We start from the raw sequence: 19,846 nt of genomic DNA, 5'->3' as shown, positions 1-19,846 counted from the left end.
GTGAATGAAGTTGAAAAACTTCGGTTTGTCAGTAGGTTAGCGTTTTTGTTGGGTCGTCAAATTGGCCGCGAAAATTGCAGATTGACAAACGCTCGGAAGTGCGTAGAATACGCCTTCCTCGCTGAGGCCAAACAGTTCAACGGTTGGCCCGCTATCACAACACGATAGCCACAGCGAAACGCTCTTTAACAATTTGATCAGGTAATTCATGTGGGCGCTTGCTGATGTTGGTGGCAAATCACCCAATATCAAGGCAAGCGACTCAAGCAATAAGATTTTAAAGGCATTGCCTTTTTAATCCGTTTTGAATGAATTCGTTTGAACCTTGAGCCAAGTTTGATTCCGCTTTTGTTGTCCTCGGATGACAAGTAAGGATCACAATGATTGTAAACTGAAGAGTTTGATCATGGCTCAGATTGAACGCTGGCGGCAGGCCTAACACATGCAAGTCGAGCGGTAGCACAGAGAAGCTTGCTTCTTGGGTGACGAGCGGCGGACGGGTGAGTAATGCATAGGAATCTGCCCGATAGTGGGGGATAACCTGGGGAAACCCAGGCTAATACCGCATACGTCCTACGGGAGAAAGGGGGCTTTGGCTCCCGCTATTGGATGAGCCTATGTCGGATTAGCTAGTTGGTAGGGTAAAGGCCTACCAAGGCAACGATCCGTAGCTGGTCTGAGAGGATGATCAGCCACATCGGGACTGAGACACGGCCCGAACTCCTACGGGAGGCAGCAGTGGGGAATATTGGACAATGGGGGCAACCCTGATCCAGCCATGCCGCGTGTGTGAAGAAGGCCTTAGGGTTGTAAAGCACTTTCAGCGAGGAAGAACGCCTAGTGGTTAATACCCATTAGGAAAGACATCACTCGCAGAAGAAGCACCGGCTAACTCCGTGCCAGCAGCCGCGGTAATACGGAGGGTGCAAGCGTTAATCGGAATTACTGGGCGTAAAGCGCGCGTAGGTGGCTTTATAAGCCGGTTGTGAAAGCCCCGGGCTCAACCTGGGAACGGCATCCGGAACTGTGAGGCTAGAGTACAGGAGAGGAAGGTAGAATTCCCGGTGTAGCGGTGAAATGCGTAGAGATCGGGAGGAATACCAGTGGCGAAGGCGGCCTTCTGGACTGATACTGACACTGAGGTGCGAAAGCGTGGGTAGCAAACAGGATTAGATACCCTGGTAGTCCACGCCGTAAACGATGTCGACCAGCCGTTGGGTGCCTAGAGCACTTTGTGGCGAAGTTAACGCGATAAGTCGACCGCCTGGGGAGTACGGCCGCAAGGTTAAAACTCAAATGAATTGACGGGGGCCCGCACAAGCGGTGGAGCATGTGGTTTAATTCGATGCAACGCGAAGAACCTTACCTACCCTTGACATCTATAGAAGATTGCAGAGATGCGATTGTGCCTTCGGGAACTATAAGACAGGTGCTGCATGGCTGTCGTCAGCTCGTGTTGTGAAATGTTGGGTTAAGTCCCGTAACGAGCGCAACCCTTGTCCTTATTTGCCAGCGAGTAATGTCGGGAACTCTAAGGAGACTGCCGGTGACAAACCGGAGGAAGGTGGGGACGACGTCAAGTCATCATGGCCCTTACGGGTAGGGCTACACACGTGCTACAATGGCCGGTACAAAGGGCTGCGAGCTCGCGAGAGTCAGCGAATCCCTTAAAGCCGGTCTCAGTCCGGATCGGAGTCTGCAACTCGACTCCGTGAAGTCGGAATCGCTAGTAATCGTGAATCAGAATGTCACGGTGAATACGTTCCCGGGCCTTGTACACACCGCCCGTCACACCATGGGAGTGGACTGCACCAGAAGTGGTTAGCCTAACGCAAGAGGGCGATCACCACGGTGTGGTTCATGACTGGGGTGAAGTCGTAACAAGGTAGCCGTAGGGGAACCTGCGGCTGGATCACCTCCTTAAACGATGCGTCACAGTCAGTAAGCGTCCACAATGAATTACCTGATCAAAATGCTGTTGATACGCAGTGATAAGTGTCTCTGTCTTTTTTACATTAAAAAGAAAAAATAGCCTTTGACGTTTTAAAGGTCTCTTCTTTTCTTCTTCTTTTAATGTGAAAGAACACTTATCACTGCTTATAGCAGTCGCTCTTTAACAATGTATATCATGCTGACAAGAACACACCGCAAGGTGAGTTCTTAAATTGTGATACGTTTTATACGTATCCGGCAAATGAACGTTATCATTGCGAGATACCAGACTCCTTCGGGTTATAGGGTCAAGCAATGAAGCGCACACGGTGGATGCCTAGGCAGTCAGAGGCGATGAAAGACGTGGTAGCCTGCGATAAGGTTCGGTGAGGTGGCAACAACCTGTGACCCGGACATTTCTGAATGGGGAAACCCACTGACCATAAGGTCAGTATCTTACACTGAATACATAGGTGTAAGAGGCGAACCAGGGGAACTGAAACATCTAAGTACCCTGAGGAAAAGAAATCAACCGAGATTCCCCTAGTAGCGGCGAGCGAACGGGGACCAGCCCTTAAGCATGTGACTGATTAGACGAACAGATTGGGAAGTCTGGCCGTAGCAGGTGATAGCCCTGTAGTCGAAAATCTGATCATGTGAAATCGAGTAGGTCGGGGCACGAGAAACCTTGACTGAAGACGGGGGGACCATCCTCCAAGGCTAAATACTCCTGACTGACCGATAGTGAACCAGTACCGTGAGGGAAAGGCGAAAAGAACCCCGGATAGGGGAGTGAAATAGATCCTGAAACCGTGTGCGTACAAGCAGTAGGAGCAGACTTGTTCTGTGACTGCGTACCTTTTGTATAATGGGTCAGCGACTTATATTCAGTGGCGAGGTTAACCGTATAGGGGAGCCGTAGGGAAACCGAGTCTTAACTGGGCGACACAGTCGCTGGATATAGACCCGAAACCGAGCGATCTATCCATGAGCAGGGTGAAGGTTGAGTAACATCAACTGGAGGCCCGAACCAGGATCTGTTGAAAAAGATTTGGATGACTTGTGGATCGGAGTGAAAGGCTAATCAAGCTCGGAGATAGCTGGTTCTCCTCGAAAGCTATTTAGGTAGCGCCTCACGTATTACCGCCGGGGGTAGAGCACTGTTTCGGCTAGGGGGTCATCCCGACTTACCAACCCGAGGCAAACTCCGAATACCGGTGAGTACAGCGTGGGAGACACACGGCGGGTGCTAACGTCCGTCGTGAAAAGGGAAACAACCCAGACCGTCAGCTAAGGTCCCGAAATCCTGGTTAAGTGGGAAACGATGTGGGAAGGCTTAGACAGCTAGGAGGTTGGCTTAGAAGCAGCCATCCTTTAAAGAAAGCGTAATAGCTCACTAGTCGAGTCGGCCTGCGCGGAAGATGTAACGGGGCTAAACCAGGTACCGAAGCTACGGGTTCATTCTTCGGAATGAGCGGTAGAGGAGCGTCGTGTAAGCCAATGAAGGTGGATTGAGAAGTCTGCTGGAGGTATCACGAGTGCGAATGCTGACATGAGTAACGATAAAGGGAGTGAAAAACTCCCTCGCCGGAAGACCAAGGTTTTCTGTTCGATGCTAATCAGAGCAGAGTGAGTCGGCCCCTAAGGCGAGGCCGAAAGGCGTAGTCGATGGAAAACGGGCTAATATTCCCGTACCGGACATGGTTGCGATGGGGGGACGAAGAAGGCTAGGTGAGCCAGGCGTTGGTAGTCCTGGTGAAAGTGAGTAGGCCGAGATCTTAGGAAAATCCGGGATCTTAAAGCCGAGACACGAGATGAACTGACCACGGTCAGGAAGTCACTGATGCCACGCTTCCAGGAAAAGCCTCTAAGCTTCAGATCATGTGCGACCGTACCCCAAACCGACACAGGTGGTCAGGGTGAGAATCCCAAGGCGCTTGAGAGAACTCGGGTGAAGGAACTAGGCAAAATGGTGCCGTAACTTCGGGAGAAGGCACGCCGGCGTAGGGTGAAGAGACTTGCTCTCCTAGCCCGAACCGGTCGAAGATACCAGGTGGCTGCAACTGTTTATTAAAAACACAGCACTCTGCTAACTCGTAAGAGGACGTATAGGGTGTGACGCCTGCCCGGTGCCGGAAGGTTAAATGATGGTGTTAGCCGCAAGGCGAAGCTCTTGATTGAAGCCCCGGTAAACGGCGGCCGTAACTATAACGGTCCTAAGGTAGCGAAATTCCTTGTCGGGTAAGTTCCGACCTGCACGAATGGCGTAATGATGGCCACGCTGTCTCCACCCGAGACTCAGTGAAATTGAAATCGCCGTGAAGATGCGGTGTACCCGCGGCTAGACGGAAAGACCCCGTGAACCTTTACTATAGCTTCACACTGGACGCTGATGTTGCCTGTGTAGGATAGCTGGGAGGCTTTGAACTTCGGACGCCAGTTCGAAGGGAGCCAACCTTGAAATACCAGCCTGGCATCATTGGCGTTCTCACTCAGATCCGTTATCCGGATCGAGGACAGTGTGTGGTGGGTAGTTTGACTGGGGCGGTCTCCTCCTAAAGAGTAACGGAGGAGCACGAAGGTACCCTCAGCACGGTCGGACATCGTGCATTGAGTGCAAGAGCATAAGGGTGCTTGACTGCGAGACAGACACGTCGAGCAGGTGCGAAAGCAGGTTCTAGTGATCCGGTGGTTCTGTATGGAAGGGCCATCGCTCAACGGATAAAAGGTACTCCGGGGATAACAGGCTGATACCGCCCAAGAGTTCACATCGACGGCGGTGTTTGGCACCTCGATGTCGGCTCATCACATCCTGGGGCTGAAGTCGGTCCCAAGGGTATGGCTGTTCGCCATTTAAAGTGGTACGCGAGCTGGGTTTAGAACGTCGTGAGACAGTTCGGTCCCTATCTGCCGTGGGCGTTGGATGTTTGAGAAGGGCTGCTCCTAGTACGAGAGGACCGGAGTGGACGACCCTCTGGTGTTCCGGTTGTCACGCCAGTGGCATTGCCGGGTAGCTATGGTCGGACGGGATAACCGCTGAAAGCATCTAAGCGGGAAGCCCCCTTCAAGATGAGACATCCCTGAGGCCTAGAGCCTCCTGAAGGGCCCAGCGAGACCAGCTGGTTGATAGGCACGGTGTGGAAGCGCTGCAAGGCGTTGAGCTAACGTGTACTAATGGCCCGTGAGGCTTGATCCTATAACACCCAAGGGGTCTGGCTCACAGTGATAACGTAATGATGTTAAGTGCATCAAAAAAGCCGGATACGCAGCGTGTGGCTAAGCTCACTCATAAAAATGAGACAGGCAGGCGGCACGAAAAAAAATGAAGCAGTCACAAACAGCATGATATACAGCCAGTTACGCCTGACGACCATAGCACGCGTGAACCACCTGATCCCTTGTCGAACTCAGAAGTGAAACCGCTTAGCGCCGATGGTAGTGTGGGGTCTCCCCATGCGAGAGTAGGTCATCGTCAGGCACTTATATGAAAAATCCCCCAGGGCTTATGCCCCGGGGGATTTTTTTTGCTCTTTTTTTGATCTGTTTTTAATTTGTGAGAAAACGTTAACAATACAGCTGCGCGTATTGCCGACCGCCTCGCTGCCATAAATGCTATGATGCAGCCGCTAAGGGTTATCGCTTAGACTCGAAATAATCCGCCATGTCTATATGCTAAGTTTGAGGTGAAAGGGTGAGTGAGATAGTACCCACTTCGTGGCTAGTTTACTGTCGTCCTGGGTTTGAGAATGATGCGCTGGCCGAGTTGCAACATCACGCAGAACGGCTCGATGTTCCCTGTGAGGCATCTTACGGAGAAGGGTGGGTAAGCCTAACGCGTATCGATGGCGAGCCGGTGAATGATTTGCACCGTCAAGCTGCCTTTAAATCACTGATTTTCGCCCGCCAGAGCCTGGCGGCACTGCCTGCGCTGAGCCTATCACGCGATGATCGGCTTACCGCTATATTGGAGCAGGTCAAAGCCAGTGGCTGGAACTTCGAAGAAATTTGGCATGAGACGCCGGACACTAACGACGGTAAAGCACTGGCAGGGCTCATCAAGGCGCTTAAAAAGCCGTTGGAAAGCTTGCTAAAAAAGCGTGGTGCGTTAAGGCGAAGTGCGGGTGCTAGGCGGCTGCATATTTTTTGGACCGATGGTGATAAAGCGCAGCTGGCAATGAGCTTTCCGGGTAACCGTAGTGAGCTTGTTAACGGTATTCGTCGGCTGCGTTTTCCTTCGCGTGCGCCTAGTCGCTCAACGTTGAAGTTAGAAGAGGCATGGCACGAATTTATTCCTCGCGAAGAGTGGGAGACGCGTCTTGCGCCGCATATGCAGGCCGCTGATTTAGGCGCTGCACCTGGTGGATGGACTTGGCAGCTGGTGCAGCGCGGCATGTACGTGTATGCGATTGATAATGGCCCAATGGATCCTCAGCTTATGGGGACAGGGCAGATTGATCATCTTAAAGAAGATGGTTTTACCTGGGAGCCACCGCAGCGTTTAGACTGGTTGGTGTGTGATATTGTCGATAAGCCTGTACGCGTGCTGGCGATGGTTGAGCGCTGGCTAATTCGTAAGTGGTGTAAAGAGGCAATCTTTAACCTCAAGCTACCTATGAAAAAGCGCTGGGATGAAGTAACGCGCTGTTTAACGACGTTGGAAGAGTCGCTGGAAAAAGCGGGTGTCAGTGCTAAGGTAACGTGTCGTCATCTTTACCATGATCGCGAAGAAGTCACTGTGCATGTAAGGCTAAGAAGCTAGTGCCAGCGGTCTTTTAAGTTTAATAGCCAGGCTCGTAAATACGGATAGTTTCATCTTCGGTTAGTAGCGGCAAAATACGCTGCATAGCCATTGTACGCGCATCGCTTGAGTGCCACTCTTTCCAAGCACGAATGTCGCGCCACTTAGTAATCATTAAACGGCGATCGGTATGGCCAAGCTCTACTAGGGTTTCGCCACCGACAAAGCCCCTTACGCCTAAAGAGACGCGCATGGCCTCCCGTGCCGCTTGCTCATACTCTTCTTCTAGGCCGGGCATAATGCGCCGTTCGATGATAATTTTAATCATACGCTTTGCTTCCTGCATCGAGGATATCAATGGCTACTAAAACGGGTAACTTGCCCAGCTATGATGAGTTGTTAGACACCTCTGGGCTATATTGCCCGGAGCCGATTATGTTGATGCATAATAAAGTACGCGATATGGCGTCGGGCCAGGTTCTTAAAGTGGTGGCTACAGACCCAGCGACAACGCGTGATGTGCCTAAATTCTGTCAGTTTCTGGGCCATGAACTGCTTGAGCAAGACGTCTCAACTGAGAGCCGCTACCTGTATTTTATACGCTTGGCATAGTTCTCATTTTACTGATCATTGAAAGTTGCGAGGCACAGGTCGACTGGCCTCGCTATTAGTGACAATGTGCGGCGTCTCTATCAATCGCTTGCCACGACCATCATGGCGAGAGCATCCAGCGTCGCTGGATCTTCTTCCAATATGCGGTTAGCAATATGGCGTTGAAAAAAATAAACGGTCTGGTGGCGATCCTGTGCGCTATATAGGCACTTGTCGCCTAGTAGAATGGGCGTCATTACCGCTTTTTGCTCGTCGGCTAGCAGCGCGTCAAGACTGCCGTCACTGTAAAGGCGCCAGCCGTATACGGGCTTCATATGCCAGGGCGAGTTTGGGTGGTTCATACACAAAGCGTGTGTGCCTAGTGTATCCGGGATTTGCTGAATAAGGGTGACGTCGCCTGAAGACTCATAATCGAAGTATTCCGCTGCCGCCATTAGCTCATGAAACTTATGATCGGGTGGGGCATCGAAAATCTCTTCCGTTTCAGGATCACGGTAGCCAACAAAGTAGCCATTTTCTTCATTGTTGAGATCTTGGCAGGCGGCTAAGGTTTCCATCCACGGTACTAGGCCGATAATGTTGCCGTCTTCTCTTAACCCCCAGGCTAAAATCGGCATGCCGTAATAGGTGTCAGGATTCGCAGCGAGCTTATACACCATCTCAATGCCATCTAGCTCAGGTGCTAAACGGACTAAGCACTTTTGCGCCTGCTGACGTTGGCGCACGGTTTCCAGGTCGATGACCTGGGCAGAGCGGGGTGACAGGGATGCGCCCATTGTGTCCCTCCTTATGCTGCGTGGTCATGACAGTGGCGAAGCAGGCTAGCTTGCCGCATTCTTCACCTCTTCTATTCACCAATAGCACAAGTTGCTCATAAGGGTAAGGGTTCGGGCAATTTAATTGGTAGTGCAAGCAGAGAAACGTGCTCTTAACGCTATATGTTCACTGCTTACCTGCTGAAACTGTTGCCACGGAGCGCTCAGATCTTGCAGCGAAAGCCAGCGTACTTGATAACGTTGGATTGCCTCCGGTTTGTCGACCTGCTGCGCATCGATTAGCCGATTGATCGCTGTAAGCCACTCATGCGCCGTGTTAGCTAAGTCCTCCAGTGGCTGAGGATTCCAAAGGGTTAAACAGTGCACGGGCTCATCGCTTTGCTGAGTTAATAACGTATTGGCTTCGGTTAAGCGCTGAGTAGCGAGTAGCAACGCCCGCAAAATTTCAGCCGTCAGTGGTCGTTCTTGTAGCGTTTTAAGATGGTTTTCAAGGGCTGATGAGCTTTGCTGCCAGTCGAGATCAAACTGGTGATCGGTCATTTGCTGCAAGTAATCGATAGCCTTAAGATGGCCTGCGATAACCGTTTTATCGACATTGGCTAACGGCTGGCTTGAGCGCGAAAAGCTTTTTATCCACTCGCTGGAGTCAAAGATAGCGTTCCAGCTAACGGCAGATAGCTGCGACGTTTTTATTGCGGTTAGTTGCTGCAGTCGCTCTTGATCTTCAAGGCTTAGCTGGTCGGCAACGTCGCTATTGGAGCAGATACTTAGCCGCTGCCATAGCGTTCGTTCATATAGCCACTGCTGGCTAGGGGGCGCCACCCGGCCAAGCTGATTATTACGTGCAGCGATTAGCGAGGTGATTTGGCATTCACGCAAAGCGTAAACGTTGAGTATGCTGTCACGCGTTTCAGGAATATCGATGAGCCGATCTTTGCGATCAGGAAACGCGCCAATATTGGCCGGAGCTGTCCTGTCTATATCTGCCCTGTCTATACCTGCCCGTGCAAGATCAGCGGCAAGCTGCTGGTGATAGGCCTGCCACTGCTGCTCAGCGGGACTGTCGCCACAGCCAGCCAGTAGGGCGCTTAGCGCGAGCGTAAGACAAGCATGCGCCCATCGAGCCATGATTACTCCTGAGTGCTGATGTGCTGTAACCGCCAGCCGAGCAATAGGGCAGCAGTGCTTAAGCCAGCAATTAGGCCGATCCAGTAACCGTGAACCCCAAGCGGCGGGACCATATCACCAATTCCTTGAGATCCTAGCCAATGACCGCCGCCTAAGCCGACAATCCAATAAGAGAGCACCGTGATTACCATAACGATACGCGTATCCTTGTAGCCTCTTAAAGCACCCGCCAGCGTAACCTGCAGCGAGTCGGACAATTGAAAGATAGCCGCCAATGCAATGATAGATAGCGCCAGCGCCTGTATCTCACTATTCGACGTATAAAGTGATATCACCGGTACCGCCGTGAACCAGAGAAGTGTGCTGTTAATGACCGCGATGATCACACTAATGATAACCCCGTTCCAGGCAACTTTTCGGGCGAGCGCCCAGCGCTGCTGGCCGAGCGTGTTTCCAACGCGTACGGTCAATGCCATGCTCAGCGACATAGGCAGCATAAACAAAATAGTAGTGAAACTCAGCGCTATTTGATGGGCGCCCACGGTCACTTCACCAAAGCTTGCAATGAATAGCGCAATAAATGTGAATAGCGTCACCTCAACAAAAATAGCCACTCCGATGGGGACACCTACGACGATTAGTTCCCGAATGCCTGCCCACTGTGGGAGCGTTAGCCCTTGCCAGATAGCCACGCTTTTATAGGTACGCCCATGACGCGTGTAATAGGCCATTGCCAGCGCCATCGTCCACATTGAGAACGCCGTGGCTATACCGCAGCCAAAGGCGCCTAGCGCAGGTATTTGCTGCAAGGTGCCAGGAATCCAGGTGCCGAATAGCTCGACTAAGCCATCGCCGCCGTAAATCAGCACATAGTTGGCGGGAATATTGACGCTCAAACCCACCAGGCTAATCCACAGTGCCGGGCGAGAGTGATTCATACCATCTGAGAATGCCCTCAGCGCCTGAAAGAGCGCAATTCCAGGCATGCCAAACGCCACGGCAGAGAGATAGGCGGCAGATTCGCGCGCCACAGCGGGCGGCACGTCCATTAATTCAAATATGGGCATCACGGCTGACCAAAGCAGCAACGCCGCGACGATACCTAGCAGCAGGGCGACCCAAAGCCCCTGGTGGACTGCCGGACGAATGGCCGTTTGTCGCTGGCCACCGAGTAAGTGAGCCACAATCGGCGTCAATCCCATCAAGGTGCCGGTCATAAATAGCATTAGCGGCATCCACAGGCTGGAGCCAACCGAGACGGCCGCGAGCGACGTGGCATTATGTCGTCCCGTCATCATGACATCGACAACGCTCATACCCGCCTGAGCCAGCTGAGCACCACAAATAGGCAGTGCCAAAAAGATCAAGGCGCGTGTTTCCGGCCAGTACACTGATTTAACGTGTCGAGTGAAATCGCCCAATGGTTGGCTCCTGGTTGGCGAGTTAAGCTATAAAAATGCGATAGATTAGCAGGGATCACTAAGCCTTGCCGCCTAGTATTTAGTTGGCGTTCATCAGGCGGGTATAATGCAGGAAATTAAACGACAAATGAGGTCAATGTGAGTCACGCCGAGGAGCGCTGGACCCTTGAAGATATTACCGCGCTATTTGACGGTGTTTTTGGCCAGCGTTATCAAACACGCCTGATTCGAGGCGATGATGAGCCTCTTTATCGCCCCGCGAATAATGAAACACCTTATAACCAGGTGATTTTTGCGCGAGGCTATTTTGCCAGTGCGCTGCATGAAATCAGCCATTGGTGTATTGCCGGCTCGCAGCGGCGCCTGCAAGAAGATTACGGCTACTGGTACTGTCCTGATGGCCGTGATGCCGAGCAGCAGGCATTATTTGAGCAAGCTGAAATTGCGCCACAGGCGCTTGAATCAATATTTACGCATGCCTGTGGTCGCCCGTTTAATATCAGCGTCGATAATCTAGGCGGCGATGTTGAAGTGGATCGAGGCGCATTTATGGCGCGCGTTGCGTCTCGCGCGCAAAGCTACTTGAAAGAAGGGCTGCCTATACGCGCTAACGCTTTTCTGGTGGCTATTAACTGCTTTTACTCTAACCAGAAAGCGCTAGCGGCCGCCATCGCCGAAGGGCGGGCTGTGTTAGATCAATTGGACGTGGCGGCCAGCGTTTAATCGTCGTCGGTTAGGCGCTGATGCATCGACAGCATGACCTCAAGCTCATGTTCTGGTCGCATCGGCTCCAGACCCAGTTCGCTAAAGGTTTCGCGGCGTTGGCGATGCCATTCGCTGGGAGTGATCGATGGATAAAGCACCGAGGCGGGGGCAAGCTCAACAAAAGGGTCTAGCCCATAGGTGTCGAATAGACGCGCAAGCGCCGCTTCCTCCTCTCCGTTGTCACTGGTATATAGCGTGGCGGAAAAGTGATCGGTTTCAAGCTCGCGAATCACCTCAAGCGGGCTTACGCCGAGGCTTTCCAGCTCTTCCATGCTATAGGCGCCCAAGGCATTAGTGTCTTCTTTAATCCAGCTATCATCCGGCTGAATCAACGTTTGTTTTACACGACCATCGGGTAGTGACCAGGCGATGGCTAGCGGTAGACCATCATCTTCACCCGTTTCAATGGCAATAAATCCTGGATAATCAGACACGCTATTACTCCTCTAAGGGCGTCGTAGGAAGGCGGAAAAACCGCTGTGCGATTTGGGTCGTGGCTGTGCCTAACGCTGTTTCGCTGATGCCGTACCACTGGGCAATCTCGCGCACTATCCAAGGCAGCAGCGCGGGCTCATGTCGACGGCCTTTTAATTTCGCTGGCAGATTGCGTGGCAGCAAGTAAGGGCAGTCAGTTTCTACCATTAACCGCGTCAGCGGTATATCGCTAACCAGTGAGCGTAGATGGTGTCCACGTCGCTCATCGCAGATCCAGCCGGTTAAACCTATATGCAAGTCTAGGTCGAGATAGCCAAAAAGCGTATCGCGATCCGCCGTAAAGCAGTGCACTACCGCCTGGCTGATATCGTCTCGCCATGCATGCAATATTTCGCGCATTCGCTGACCCGCATCCCGCTCATGTAAAAAGAGCGGTAAACCGCTTTCAACGGCGAGTGCCAGCTGAGCTTCAAAGGCACGTTCCTGCTGCTGAGGCGTCGAAAATTTGCGATTGAAATCCAGCCCGCATTCACCCACTGCGACCACTTCTGGCATGGCATGTAGCGCCGCCATAGAGCGCGAAAGATCGTCATTCCAGTGGCTGGCATCATGGGGATGTACGCCTGCCGTGGCGTATAAGCCAGGATGTTGTTTAGCGAGTGCAATGGCCTGTTCGGCATGAGCGAGGTCAGTGCCGGTCACGATCATTGTACTTACCTGTGCCGCCTGCGCACGCTGGATAACCGCCTCCAGGTCACGGCCAAAACTTTCGTGAGTTAAGTTGGCGCCAATATCTATTAAAGGAGCGCTAGGGCGAAACTGCAGTGCTTCGGGTAAAAACGCATCAGTGTCAGCAGTAGCCAAACGTTGCTCCTTAGCCAGATCGAAAACACCCATTGTAACGGTATGCGCGTACATCGACTAATGCTGTATTGAGAGCGATCACAGCGCGCGAATGGCACGAATTGCAAAAAAATTGGCTTGTTAGGTAAACAGCAACGGGGTATTTACGGCTAGGATGAGCTAAGGGTATTACCGGCAATTCCGCGGCCATTGATTTAATAACAACAATAGAGAGTCTAATAACGATGCCAATATTTCACCGCTTTGCAGTCTCCACGCTTGCCAGCGCTATTGTACTGGCCAGCAGTGCTTCCCACTCTATTGCTGCTGAAGGTATTTCTGATAATGAAATACGAATCGGCTATTTAGCCGATATGTCCGGCGTTTACCGCGACCCTATTGGCCCGCTAGGCGAAGATGCCATCATGATGGCGATTGAAGATATCGGCGGAAGCGTTAACGGCGCCAATGTCGTGGTATTTAGTGCCGATGATCGCAATAGCCCAGACGTTGGCTCAAGCGTAGTGCGTGAGTGGATCGACGAACGTAATGTCGATATGGTCACCGGGCTAGTGGCATCATCTGTCACCCTGGCTGCGGTAGGCCTATTAGAAGAAGCCGACAAGCTTGGGCTGGTCAATGGTGCCGTGTCGTCAGCTATTACTAATGAACACTGCTCGCCTAATCATATTCATTGGGTTTACGACACATGGGCGATGTCCAATGGCACTGCAAAAGCCATTACCGACGAGGGCCATAAAAACTGGTACCTGCTGAGTGCCGATTACTCGTTTGGCCATGCGCTAGAGGCTGATGTTACAAGAGTCGTCACAGAAAATGGCGGCACCATTGTGGGCAGCGCTCGTCACTCGTTCCCCAATAGTGATTTCTCTTCTTTTATGCTCCAGGCTCAGGCCTCGGGTGCGGATGTTATTGCCTTAAACAACGCCGGGGGCGACACAATTAACGCCGTGCAAACGGCTGGCGAGTTTGGCATTACCCAGGCAGGGCAGATTTTAGCCGGAATGGTGCTGTTTAGTACCGATGTGCGCAGTATTGGGCTAGAGAATGCACAGGGCTTACAGTTTACCAAAGCGTGGTATTACGATTTAAACGACGAGACCCGCGCCTGGGCTGAACGCTTTCGCGAACGCACGGGCAGTATGCCAACGATGGTTCATGCAGGGCTTTACTCCAGCACTCGCCATTATCTTGAGGCCATCGCAGCAACGGGCACGGACGATACACAAACCGTGCGTCAGCAAATGGCTGATACGCCCATCAACGACATCTTTGCTACCAATGGCTACATCCGTGAGGATGGCCGCATGGTGCATGACATGTATCTAGTCGAAGTTAAGACGCCTGAAGAGTCGCAGGATGAGGATGATCTTTTCCATATCATTCGTACCATTCCTGCAGAAGAAGCCTTCCGGCCGCTTTCAGAAAGTGTTTGCCCGCTAGTCACGAGCTAAAGCGTTGTTCATTCACGGCAACCCACTTGAGGATTTAGCATGTCTGAACCGTCTATTATTCAGCAAAATAGTATTGGGGCCGCTTTAAGTCGCAGCGCTCGAAAGTATCCGCATCAGTTGGCACTGGTATTTGGTGAACGTCAGTGGCGCTATCGTGAGCTCAGTCAAGCCGCCAATCGGGTGGCTAATGGCCTGCTGGCAGCAGGCCTCGTACCAGGTGATAGATTGGTCGTTTATGGCAAAAACTCTGACGCTTATGTGATTGCTTGGCTGGCAGCTACCAAGGCAGGTTTAGTGCACGTGCCTATTAACTTTGCGCTAAGCGGCGAAGAGTTGCGCTACATTCTTGAGCAGTCGGGTGCCACGGGCTTGCTAAGTGATATGAGCCTTGCTGACAAAGTGAATGCCGCGGCAGAGGGATTGAATTTAGCCCTGTTGGGAACGCTGCACGCTGAGCAGGAGAGTGATGCCGGCGGTTTTGACGTGCTGAGTCATGCCACATCGGCCGAACATAGCCAAGAGCCAGACGTTGATGTCGATGGTGCCAGCCTAGCTCAACTGCTTTATACCTCGGGCACCACCGCTGCGCCAAAAGCCGCCATGATGACCCATCAAGCGTTAATGGCCGAATATATGGCCTGCATGGTCGAGCTGGATATTAAAGGCAATGACGCCATGCTCGCTGCGCTGCCGCTTTACCATTCAGCGCAAATGCACGTCTTTCTAATGCCCGCGCTGTTATTGGGTGCTTCCGTCTATTTGCTTGAAGCACCGCTTCCTGAGCTATGTTTAAGCGCCATGGCTAACTACCAGATCGCGTCATTTTTTGCCCCGCCAACGGTCTGGATCAGCCTGCTACGCCATGCTGAATTTGACCGCTTTGACTTGAGCGCTCTCAACAAAGCCTATTACGGTGCCTCGATTATGCCGGTGCCGGTACTTGAGGAACTGCAGCAGCGCATACCGGGCGTAGGCCTTTATAACTGCTATGGGCAGAGTGAAATTGCACCGCTGGCGACCGTACTGCGTCCAGAAGAGCATGCCGCGAGGCCGGCTTCCGCCGGGCGGCCCATCTTGACGGTGGAAACGCGCATCGTCGATCTTGACATGAACGACGTACCTTCCGGCGAACATGGCGAGATTGTCCACCGCTCACCCCAGCTTATGAACGGTTACTGGGACAAAGCGGCGATGACTGAAGAAGCCTTCCAGGGAGACTGGTTTCATTCTGGCGACGTGGGTTACTTCGATGAAGCAGGCTATCTTTATGTCGTCGATCGCATTAAAGATGTGATCAATACCGGCGGCGTACTGGTGGCGAGCCGTGAAGTAGAGGAGGGGCTCTTTAAGCACCCTGCGGTATCGGAAGTGGCTGTCATCGGCCAGCCGGATGAGAAGTGGATTGAAGCTATCACCGCCGTGGTGGTTCTAAAAGAAGGCCAGTCGGTAAGCGAAGAAGCTCTGATCCATCACGCCAAAACGTTAATGGCGCCTTATAAAGTGCCTAAGCACGTTGTCTTTACCGATGCGTTACCCAAGAGCACTGCTGGAAAAATTCTCAAGCGCCATCTACGTCAAGAGCTTAAGCCATGAGCGTGGGCCAGGAAGCAAGCGCACTGTTCTACAGCATGATTAAGCGCTGTCTCACGAAAGAAGTAGCACCGTTTTACGATCAGTGGGAGGCCGCAGGCGAAATCCCCCGTTCGTTGTGGCATGCGTTAGGCGCTGCAGGTTTGCTGGGTATTGATCTGGATGAACAAAACGGTGGGTCAGAGGCCGATATTGCGATTACCCAGCTCGTGCTGGAAGAGCTTTCTCGCCAGGGGTTTGGTGGCTTAGCCAGCGCTTATAATATTCACGCCAATATCGTTATGCCTTATGTGCAAACGTTAGGCACTGACTCACAGTGTGAGCAGTGGCTGCCAGCCATGGCCCGTGGCGAAATTCTCGGTGCTATTGCCATGACTGAGCCCCATGCCGGTAGCGATCTGGCATCGATGAAAACCCGCGCGAAGCGCACTAATGAAGGCTGGGAGTTAAGCGGCAGCAAAATTTTTATCACCAACGGCCAGTTTGCTGACGTGGTGATTGTGTGTGCAAAAACAGATCCTTCCGCTGGCGCCAAAGGCGTTTCTCTGTTTTTAGTCGATACGCATTTGCCGGGCTTTGCACGCGGTAAGCCAATCAAAAAAATCGGCCAGCACGCCAGCGATACCGCCGAACTTAGCTTTGATCATATTCAGTTGCCTCATGGTGCTTTGCTGGGCGAAGAGGGCGCCGGTTTTCGCTATTTAATGCAGGAGCTGCCGCGTGAACGTCTCGGCGTTGGCGCTCAAGCCTTGGGCGCAGTAGAGGGCGCGTTAGCGCTCACCTTAACGTATGTAGAACAGCGCCACGCGTTCGGGCAACGCGTGGCTGATTTTCAAAATACCCGTTTTGTCCTGGCTGATATAAAGGCCCAGCTAGACGTGGCGCGCGCCTACTTCGAACATTGCCTCGAAAAATACCGCCAAGGGACAATGAGCAGCACCGATGCCGCGATTTTAAAACTGCAGCTCAGTGAGCTGCAGTGCCGAGCGGTGGACCGTTGCCTGCAGCTGTTTGGCGGCTACGGTTACACGGAGGAATATCCTATCTCACGCTTTTATCGAGACGCACGAGTGCAGACTATTTATGCCGGCAGCTCAGAGATCATGAAAGAAGTTATTGCACGCTCGCTGCTTGGCAAAGTGGACTCACCGAGTCGCTAATAAAGCGTTGCTAAGAATCAGTTAGTTAAGACATGAGGAAATACCTATGCGGCTGGATGATGTCGTGATCTTAGCGGGTGTGCGCACCGCTATTGGCGGTTTTGGCGGGTCTCTCTCCAGCATGGCGCCATCTGAACTAGGGGCGATAACCGCTAGAGAGGCATTGCGGCGCTCTGGTGTTGAGGGGACAGATATTGATCATTCTGTTTTCGGCCACATCATTACCACAGGCCCTCAAGACGCCTATTTAGCGCGGCATATTGCGCTGGATGCTGGTGTACCCAAAGAAGCCAGCGCCTTCAACGTTAACCGGCTGTGTGGGTCGGGTGTTCAGGCCGTGGTGTCTGCCGCGCAGCAGATCGTTTTAGGCGATAGTCGTTTGGCGTTAGCGGGAGGTGCTGAATCCATGTCTCGCGGGGCCTATTTGCTACCGCCTCAAGCGCGCAACGGTGTGCGTATGGGCGATATGGGCATCCAGGACTTAACCTTAGGCATACTTAGCGATCCTTTTGGTAGCGGCCATATGGGATGCACCGCAGAAAACATTGCTAAACAGTATGGGTTTACCCGTGAGCAGCTGGATCAATTTGCTCTTGAAAGCCACCAAAAGGCGTCTCGAGCAATAGCGGAAGGCCGCTTTGATGCGCAAATTGTACCGATAGAAATAAGCCAAGGTAAGCAGACGGTGCGTTTCTGTCAGGATGAACACGTACGCGAAGGTCTCCAACTAGGCGATTTAGCGCGGCTGAAGCCTGCCTTTCAAAAGGACGGTGTGGTAACCGCAGGCAATGCGTCGGGCATTAATGACGGCGCGGCAACGCTTGTCCTTGCTCACAGTGATGAAGCGACGCGGCGCGGGCTGGTGCCCCGGGCACGCCTACGGGTAGCCACGATGGCGGGTGTTGAGCCCTCGCTTATGGGCTTAGGGCCGATTCCCGCAGTAAAGCGCTGCCTGCAGCAGGCAAGTCTTAGCATTCATGATATTGATGTGATTGAATCAAACGAGGCATTTGCTGCTCAAGCAATGGCGGTGGCGCAGACGCTGGGCTTTCCACTGGAAAAACTCAACCCTAACGGTGGGGCGGTTGCGCTAGGCCATCCGGTGGGTGCGACGGGGGCTATTTTGATCCTCAAAACGCTGTATGAGTTAGAGCGTATTAGCGGTCGCTATGGCTTGATTACGCTGTGTATTGGCGGCGGTCAAGGCATCGCGCTGCTAATTGAGCGCTGCTAATGAAGCTCGCCGCAACAAGAACAAGCGAAAAGGAGTTGTCATGTCCACGATCACACCAAAAATTTTACCGGCAACCGCGTCGGCCATCAATCCCGCGTTAATGATTGGTGACTTACTGGACGCGGGGGTTCGCATGGCCGGTGATAATCAAATCGTATATCAAGACCAAAGCCGCCACGACTACGGGCATTTTCGCGAGCGAGTCCATCAACTGGCCCACGTACTGACTGCGCAAGGCGTTAAAGCGGGAGATGTGGTGGCAGTGTTAGATTGGGATAGCCATCGTTATCTAGAGTGCTTTTTTGCGATTCCAATGATTGGCGCGGTGCTGCATACGGTCAACGTACGCCTGGCGCCGGAGCAAATTCTTTACACCATGGAGCATGCCGAAGACGCCTTTGTTATCGTGCATGAAGAGTTCATGTCGCTGATTGAGCCGCTGGCCGACAAGCTTCCCTTAGTGCGTGGCTACCTGCTTTGCCAAGAAACGTCACAGGCTATTAATACCACTCTTCCTATTGTTGGTGAGTTTGAATCTCTGTTAAGTGAGCAGCCCACTGACTATGCGTTTGCTAGTTTTGATGAAAACGCCGTGGCGACCTTGTTCTACACGACGGGCACCACGGGCAATCCAAAAGCGGTGTTTTTTACTCATCGCCAATTGGTATTACACACCTTAAGCGAGGCGAGTGCGTTCCAAGCGCCAGGTTTTGAGCTACTGAATCGAGACAAGGTGTATATGCCCATTACGCCCATGTTTCACGTGCATGCCTGGGGCGTGCCCTATACAGCTACGCTGATGGGGGCTACCCAGGTCTATCCGGGTCGCTACGAGCCAGAAATGCTGGTGAAACTGCTGGTTAGTGAAAAGGTCGATTTTTCACACTGTGTACCGACGCTATTAAATATGGTGGTCAGCGCTGAGGCGATTGCCTCAAAACAAATTGATCTCACCGGTTGGAAGGTGCTGGTGGGTGGCAGTGCGCTAACGCAATCGTTGGCAAACAAGGCCTGGGAACTTGGCATTGATACGCGCAGCGCCTATGGCATGTCGGAAACCTGCCCAATGCTGACCGCCGGGATTTTGCCCCAGGATATCGCCGCCGCCGATTTTGCGACCCAACTGCCCTGGCGCTGTAAAGCGGGGCTGCCGATTCCTTTGGTTAAGCTGCAGGTTGTAGATGCCAACGGTGAGCCGCTACAGCAAGATGGTAAAAGCATCGGTGAAGTGCGCGTCCAGTCGCCCTGGCTGACTCAGGCCTACTTTAAAGAAGAGGCGCGCAGTGCTGAGCTATGGCGCGATGGTTGGCTACACACCGGGGATGTAGGTTCACTCGATGAACGTGGCTTTCTAACCATTAGTGATCGCATCAAAGATGTTATTAAAACGGGCGGCGAGTGGCTCTCATCGCTAGAGCTTGAAAGTTATATCAGCCAGTGCCCAGGGATTGCCGAAGTGGCCGTGATCGGTATCGCCGATGACAAGTGGGGAGAGCGCCCGGCTGCATTAGCCGTAGCGGTCGACGCTAACAACCCGCCGACGGTGGAAGCTGTACAGGCATTTCTAGAGCAGTTTGTCACGCAGGGAAAGCTCAGACGCTGGGCTATTCCGAGCATGATCCGTTTCGTCGATCAAATACCCAAAACAAGTGTGGGTAAGCTGGATAAAAAACGTATTCGTAGCGAAGTCTAGAGTATCTAAAGTTTAGAGTGTCTAAAGTCTAAAGCACCTGTCGC

The 19,846-nt window shown here is 52.6% G+C and carries 14 protein-coding genes and 3 rRNA genes; 11 read left to right on the top strand and 6 right to left on the bottom strand.

What is annotated here, in order from left to right:
- Positions 1-388 precede the first annotated feature (388 nt).
- The 4 genes from KUO20_RS09990 (at position 389) to rlmM (ending at position 6,691) form a co-directional block, all read left to right on the top strand.
- Positions 389-1,923 (top strand): 16S ribosomal RNA (locus KUO20_RS09990).
- Positions 1,924-2,238: 315 nt separating this feature from the next.
- Positions 2,239-5,128: ribosomal RNA gene (locus KUO20_RS09985) — 23S ribosomal RNA — on the top strand.
- A 166-nt stretch (positions 5,129-5,294) separates the two neighbouring features.
- Positions 5,295-5,410, top strand: a 5S ribosomal RNA gene (gene rrf / locus KUO20_RS09980).
- Together the 16S, 23S and 5S rRNA genes form the textbook arrangement of a ribosomal RNA operon.
- A gap of 213 nt (positions 5,411-5,623) precedes the next feature.
- Positions 5,624-6,691, top strand: coding sequence for a 23S rRNA (cytidine(2498)-2'-O)-methyltransferase RlmM (gene rlmM, locus KUO20_RS09975; RefSeq protein WP_235039732.1), 1,068 nt, complete (start codon positions 5,624-5,626; stop codon positions 6,689-6,691).
- Between the two features lie 19 nt (positions 6,692-6,710).
- Here the strand turns inward: rlmM and KUO20_RS09970 are convergent, their stop codons facing one another.
- A complete protein-coding gene (locus KUO20_RS09970) occupies positions 6,711-6,998 on the bottom strand; it encodes an antibiotic biosynthesis monooxygenase family protein (protein WP_235039731.1) in 288 nt (95 codons plus the stop codon).
- A 29-nt stretch (positions 6,999-7,027) separates the two neighbouring features.
- Here KUO20_RS09970 and tusA point away from each other — a divergent pair, with 29 nt between their 5' ends.
- Positions 7,028-7,282 carry a sulfurtransferase TusA gene (gene tusA, locus KUO20_RS09965; RefSeq protein WP_235039730.1) on the top strand — a complete coding sequence of 85 codons (255 nt, stop codon included), beginning with the start codon at positions 7,028-7,030 and terminating at the stop codon, positions 7,280-7,282.
- Positions 7,283-7,362: 80 nt separating this feature from the next.
- Here the strand turns inward: tusA and KUO20_RS09960 are convergent, their stop codons facing one another.
- The 3 genes from KUO20_RS09960 to KUO20_RS09950 all read right to left on the bottom strand — a co-directional run bounded on the left by KUO20_RS09960 (position 7,363) and on the right by KUO20_RS09950 (position 10,607).
- Positions 7,363-8,058, bottom strand: a complete 696-nt coding sequence (locus tag KUO20_RS09960) for a hypothetical protein (RefSeq protein ID WP_235039729.1) — start codon at positions 8,056-8,058, stop codon at positions 7,363-7,365.
- A 120-nt stretch (positions 8,059-8,178) separates the two neighbouring features.
- Positions 8,179-9,186 carry a DUF3080 family protein gene (locus KUO20_RS09955; RefSeq protein ID WP_235039728.1) on the bottom strand — a complete coding sequence of 336 codons (1,008 nt, stop codon included), beginning with the start codon at positions 9,184-9,186 and terminating at the stop codon, positions 8,179-8,181.
- Between the two features lie 2 nt (positions 9,187-9,188).
- Positions 9,189-10,607, bottom strand: a complete 1,419-nt coding sequence (locus KUO20_RS09950) for an MATE family efflux transporter (RefSeq protein WP_235039727.1) — start codon at positions 10,605-10,607, stop codon at positions 9,189-9,191.
- A 138-nt stretch (positions 10,608-10,745) separates the two neighbouring features.
- Between KUO20_RS09950 and KUO20_RS09945 the strand changes: the two genes are divergently transcribed.
- Positions 10,746-11,330: an elongation factor P hydroxylase gene (locus KUO20_RS09945; RefSeq protein WP_235039726.1), complete on the top strand. Its 585-nt coding sequence runs from the start codon at positions 10,746-10,748 to the stop codon at positions 11,328-11,330.
- Here KUO20_RS09945 and KUO20_RS09940 read toward each other — a convergent pair.
- Together KUO20_RS09940 and KUO20_RS09935 are read right to left on the bottom strand one after the other, a co-directional pair.
- Positions 11,327-11,806 carry a hypothetical protein gene (locus tag KUO20_RS09940; RefSeq protein WP_235039725.1) on the bottom strand — a complete coding sequence of 160 codons (480 nt, stop codon included), beginning with the start codon at positions 11,804-11,806 and terminating at the stop codon, positions 11,327-11,329. The two genes, KUO20_RS09945 and KUO20_RS09940, sit on opposite strands and share 4 nt — an antisense overlap.
- A 4-nt stretch (positions 11,807-11,810) precedes the next feature.
- Positions 11,811-12,671 (bottom strand): TatD family hydrolase, encoded by an 861-nt coding sequence (locus tag KUO20_RS09935; protein WP_235039724.1) that lies wholly within the window; start codon positions 12,669-12,671, stop codon positions 11,811-11,813.
- Between the two features lie 224 nt (positions 12,672-12,895).
- Between KUO20_RS09935 and KUO20_RS09930 the strand changes: the two genes are divergently transcribed.
- The 5 genes from KUO20_RS09930 to KUO20_RS09910 are packed head-to-tail and all read left to right on the top strand — an operon-like array spanning position 12,896 to position 19,802.
- The gene (locus KUO20_RS09930) at positions 12,896-14,125 is read left to right on the top strand and encodes an ABC transporter substrate-binding protein (protein WP_235039723.1); all 1,230 of its coding nucleotides are present in this window, start codon (positions 12,896-12,898) and stop codon (positions 14,123-14,125) included.
- A gap of 39 nt (positions 14,126-14,164) precedes the next feature.
- Positions 14,165-15,718 (top strand): fatty acyl-CoA synthetase, encoded by a 1,554-nt coding sequence (locus tag KUO20_RS09925; protein ID WP_235039722.1) that lies wholly within the window; start codon positions 14,165-14,167, stop codon positions 15,716-15,718.
- A complete protein-coding gene (locus KUO20_RS09920; RefSeq protein WP_273543233.1) occupies positions 15,715-16,875 on the top strand; it encodes an acyl-CoA dehydrogenase family protein in 1,161 nt (386 codons plus the stop codon). The genes KUO20_RS09925 and KUO20_RS09920 overlap by 4 nt, the downstream gene beginning before the upstream one ends.
- Before the next feature lie 46 nt (positions 16,876-16,921).
- A complete protein-coding gene (bktB, locus tag KUO20_RS09915; protein WP_235039721.1) occupies positions 16,922-18,109 on the top strand; it encodes a beta-ketothiolase BktB in 1,188 nt (395 codons plus the stop codon).
- Positions 18,110-18,149: 40 nt separating this feature from the next.
- Positions 18,150-19,802, top strand: coding sequence for a fatty acid--CoA ligase (locus tag KUO20_RS09910; protein WP_235039720.1), 1,653 nt, complete (start codon positions 18,150-18,152; stop codon positions 19,800-19,802).
- Positions 19,803-19,846: the final 44 nt, after the last annotated feature.

Source organism: Vreelandella profundi, assembly GCF_019722725.1.
Taxonomy (GTDB): Bacteria; Pseudomonadota; Gammaproteobacteria; order Pseudomonadales; family Halomonadaceae; genus Vreelandella; species Vreelandella profundi.
The sequence above is the reverse complement of the archived record's forward strand: the minus strand, read 5'-3'. Positions and strand labels throughout refer to the sequence as shown.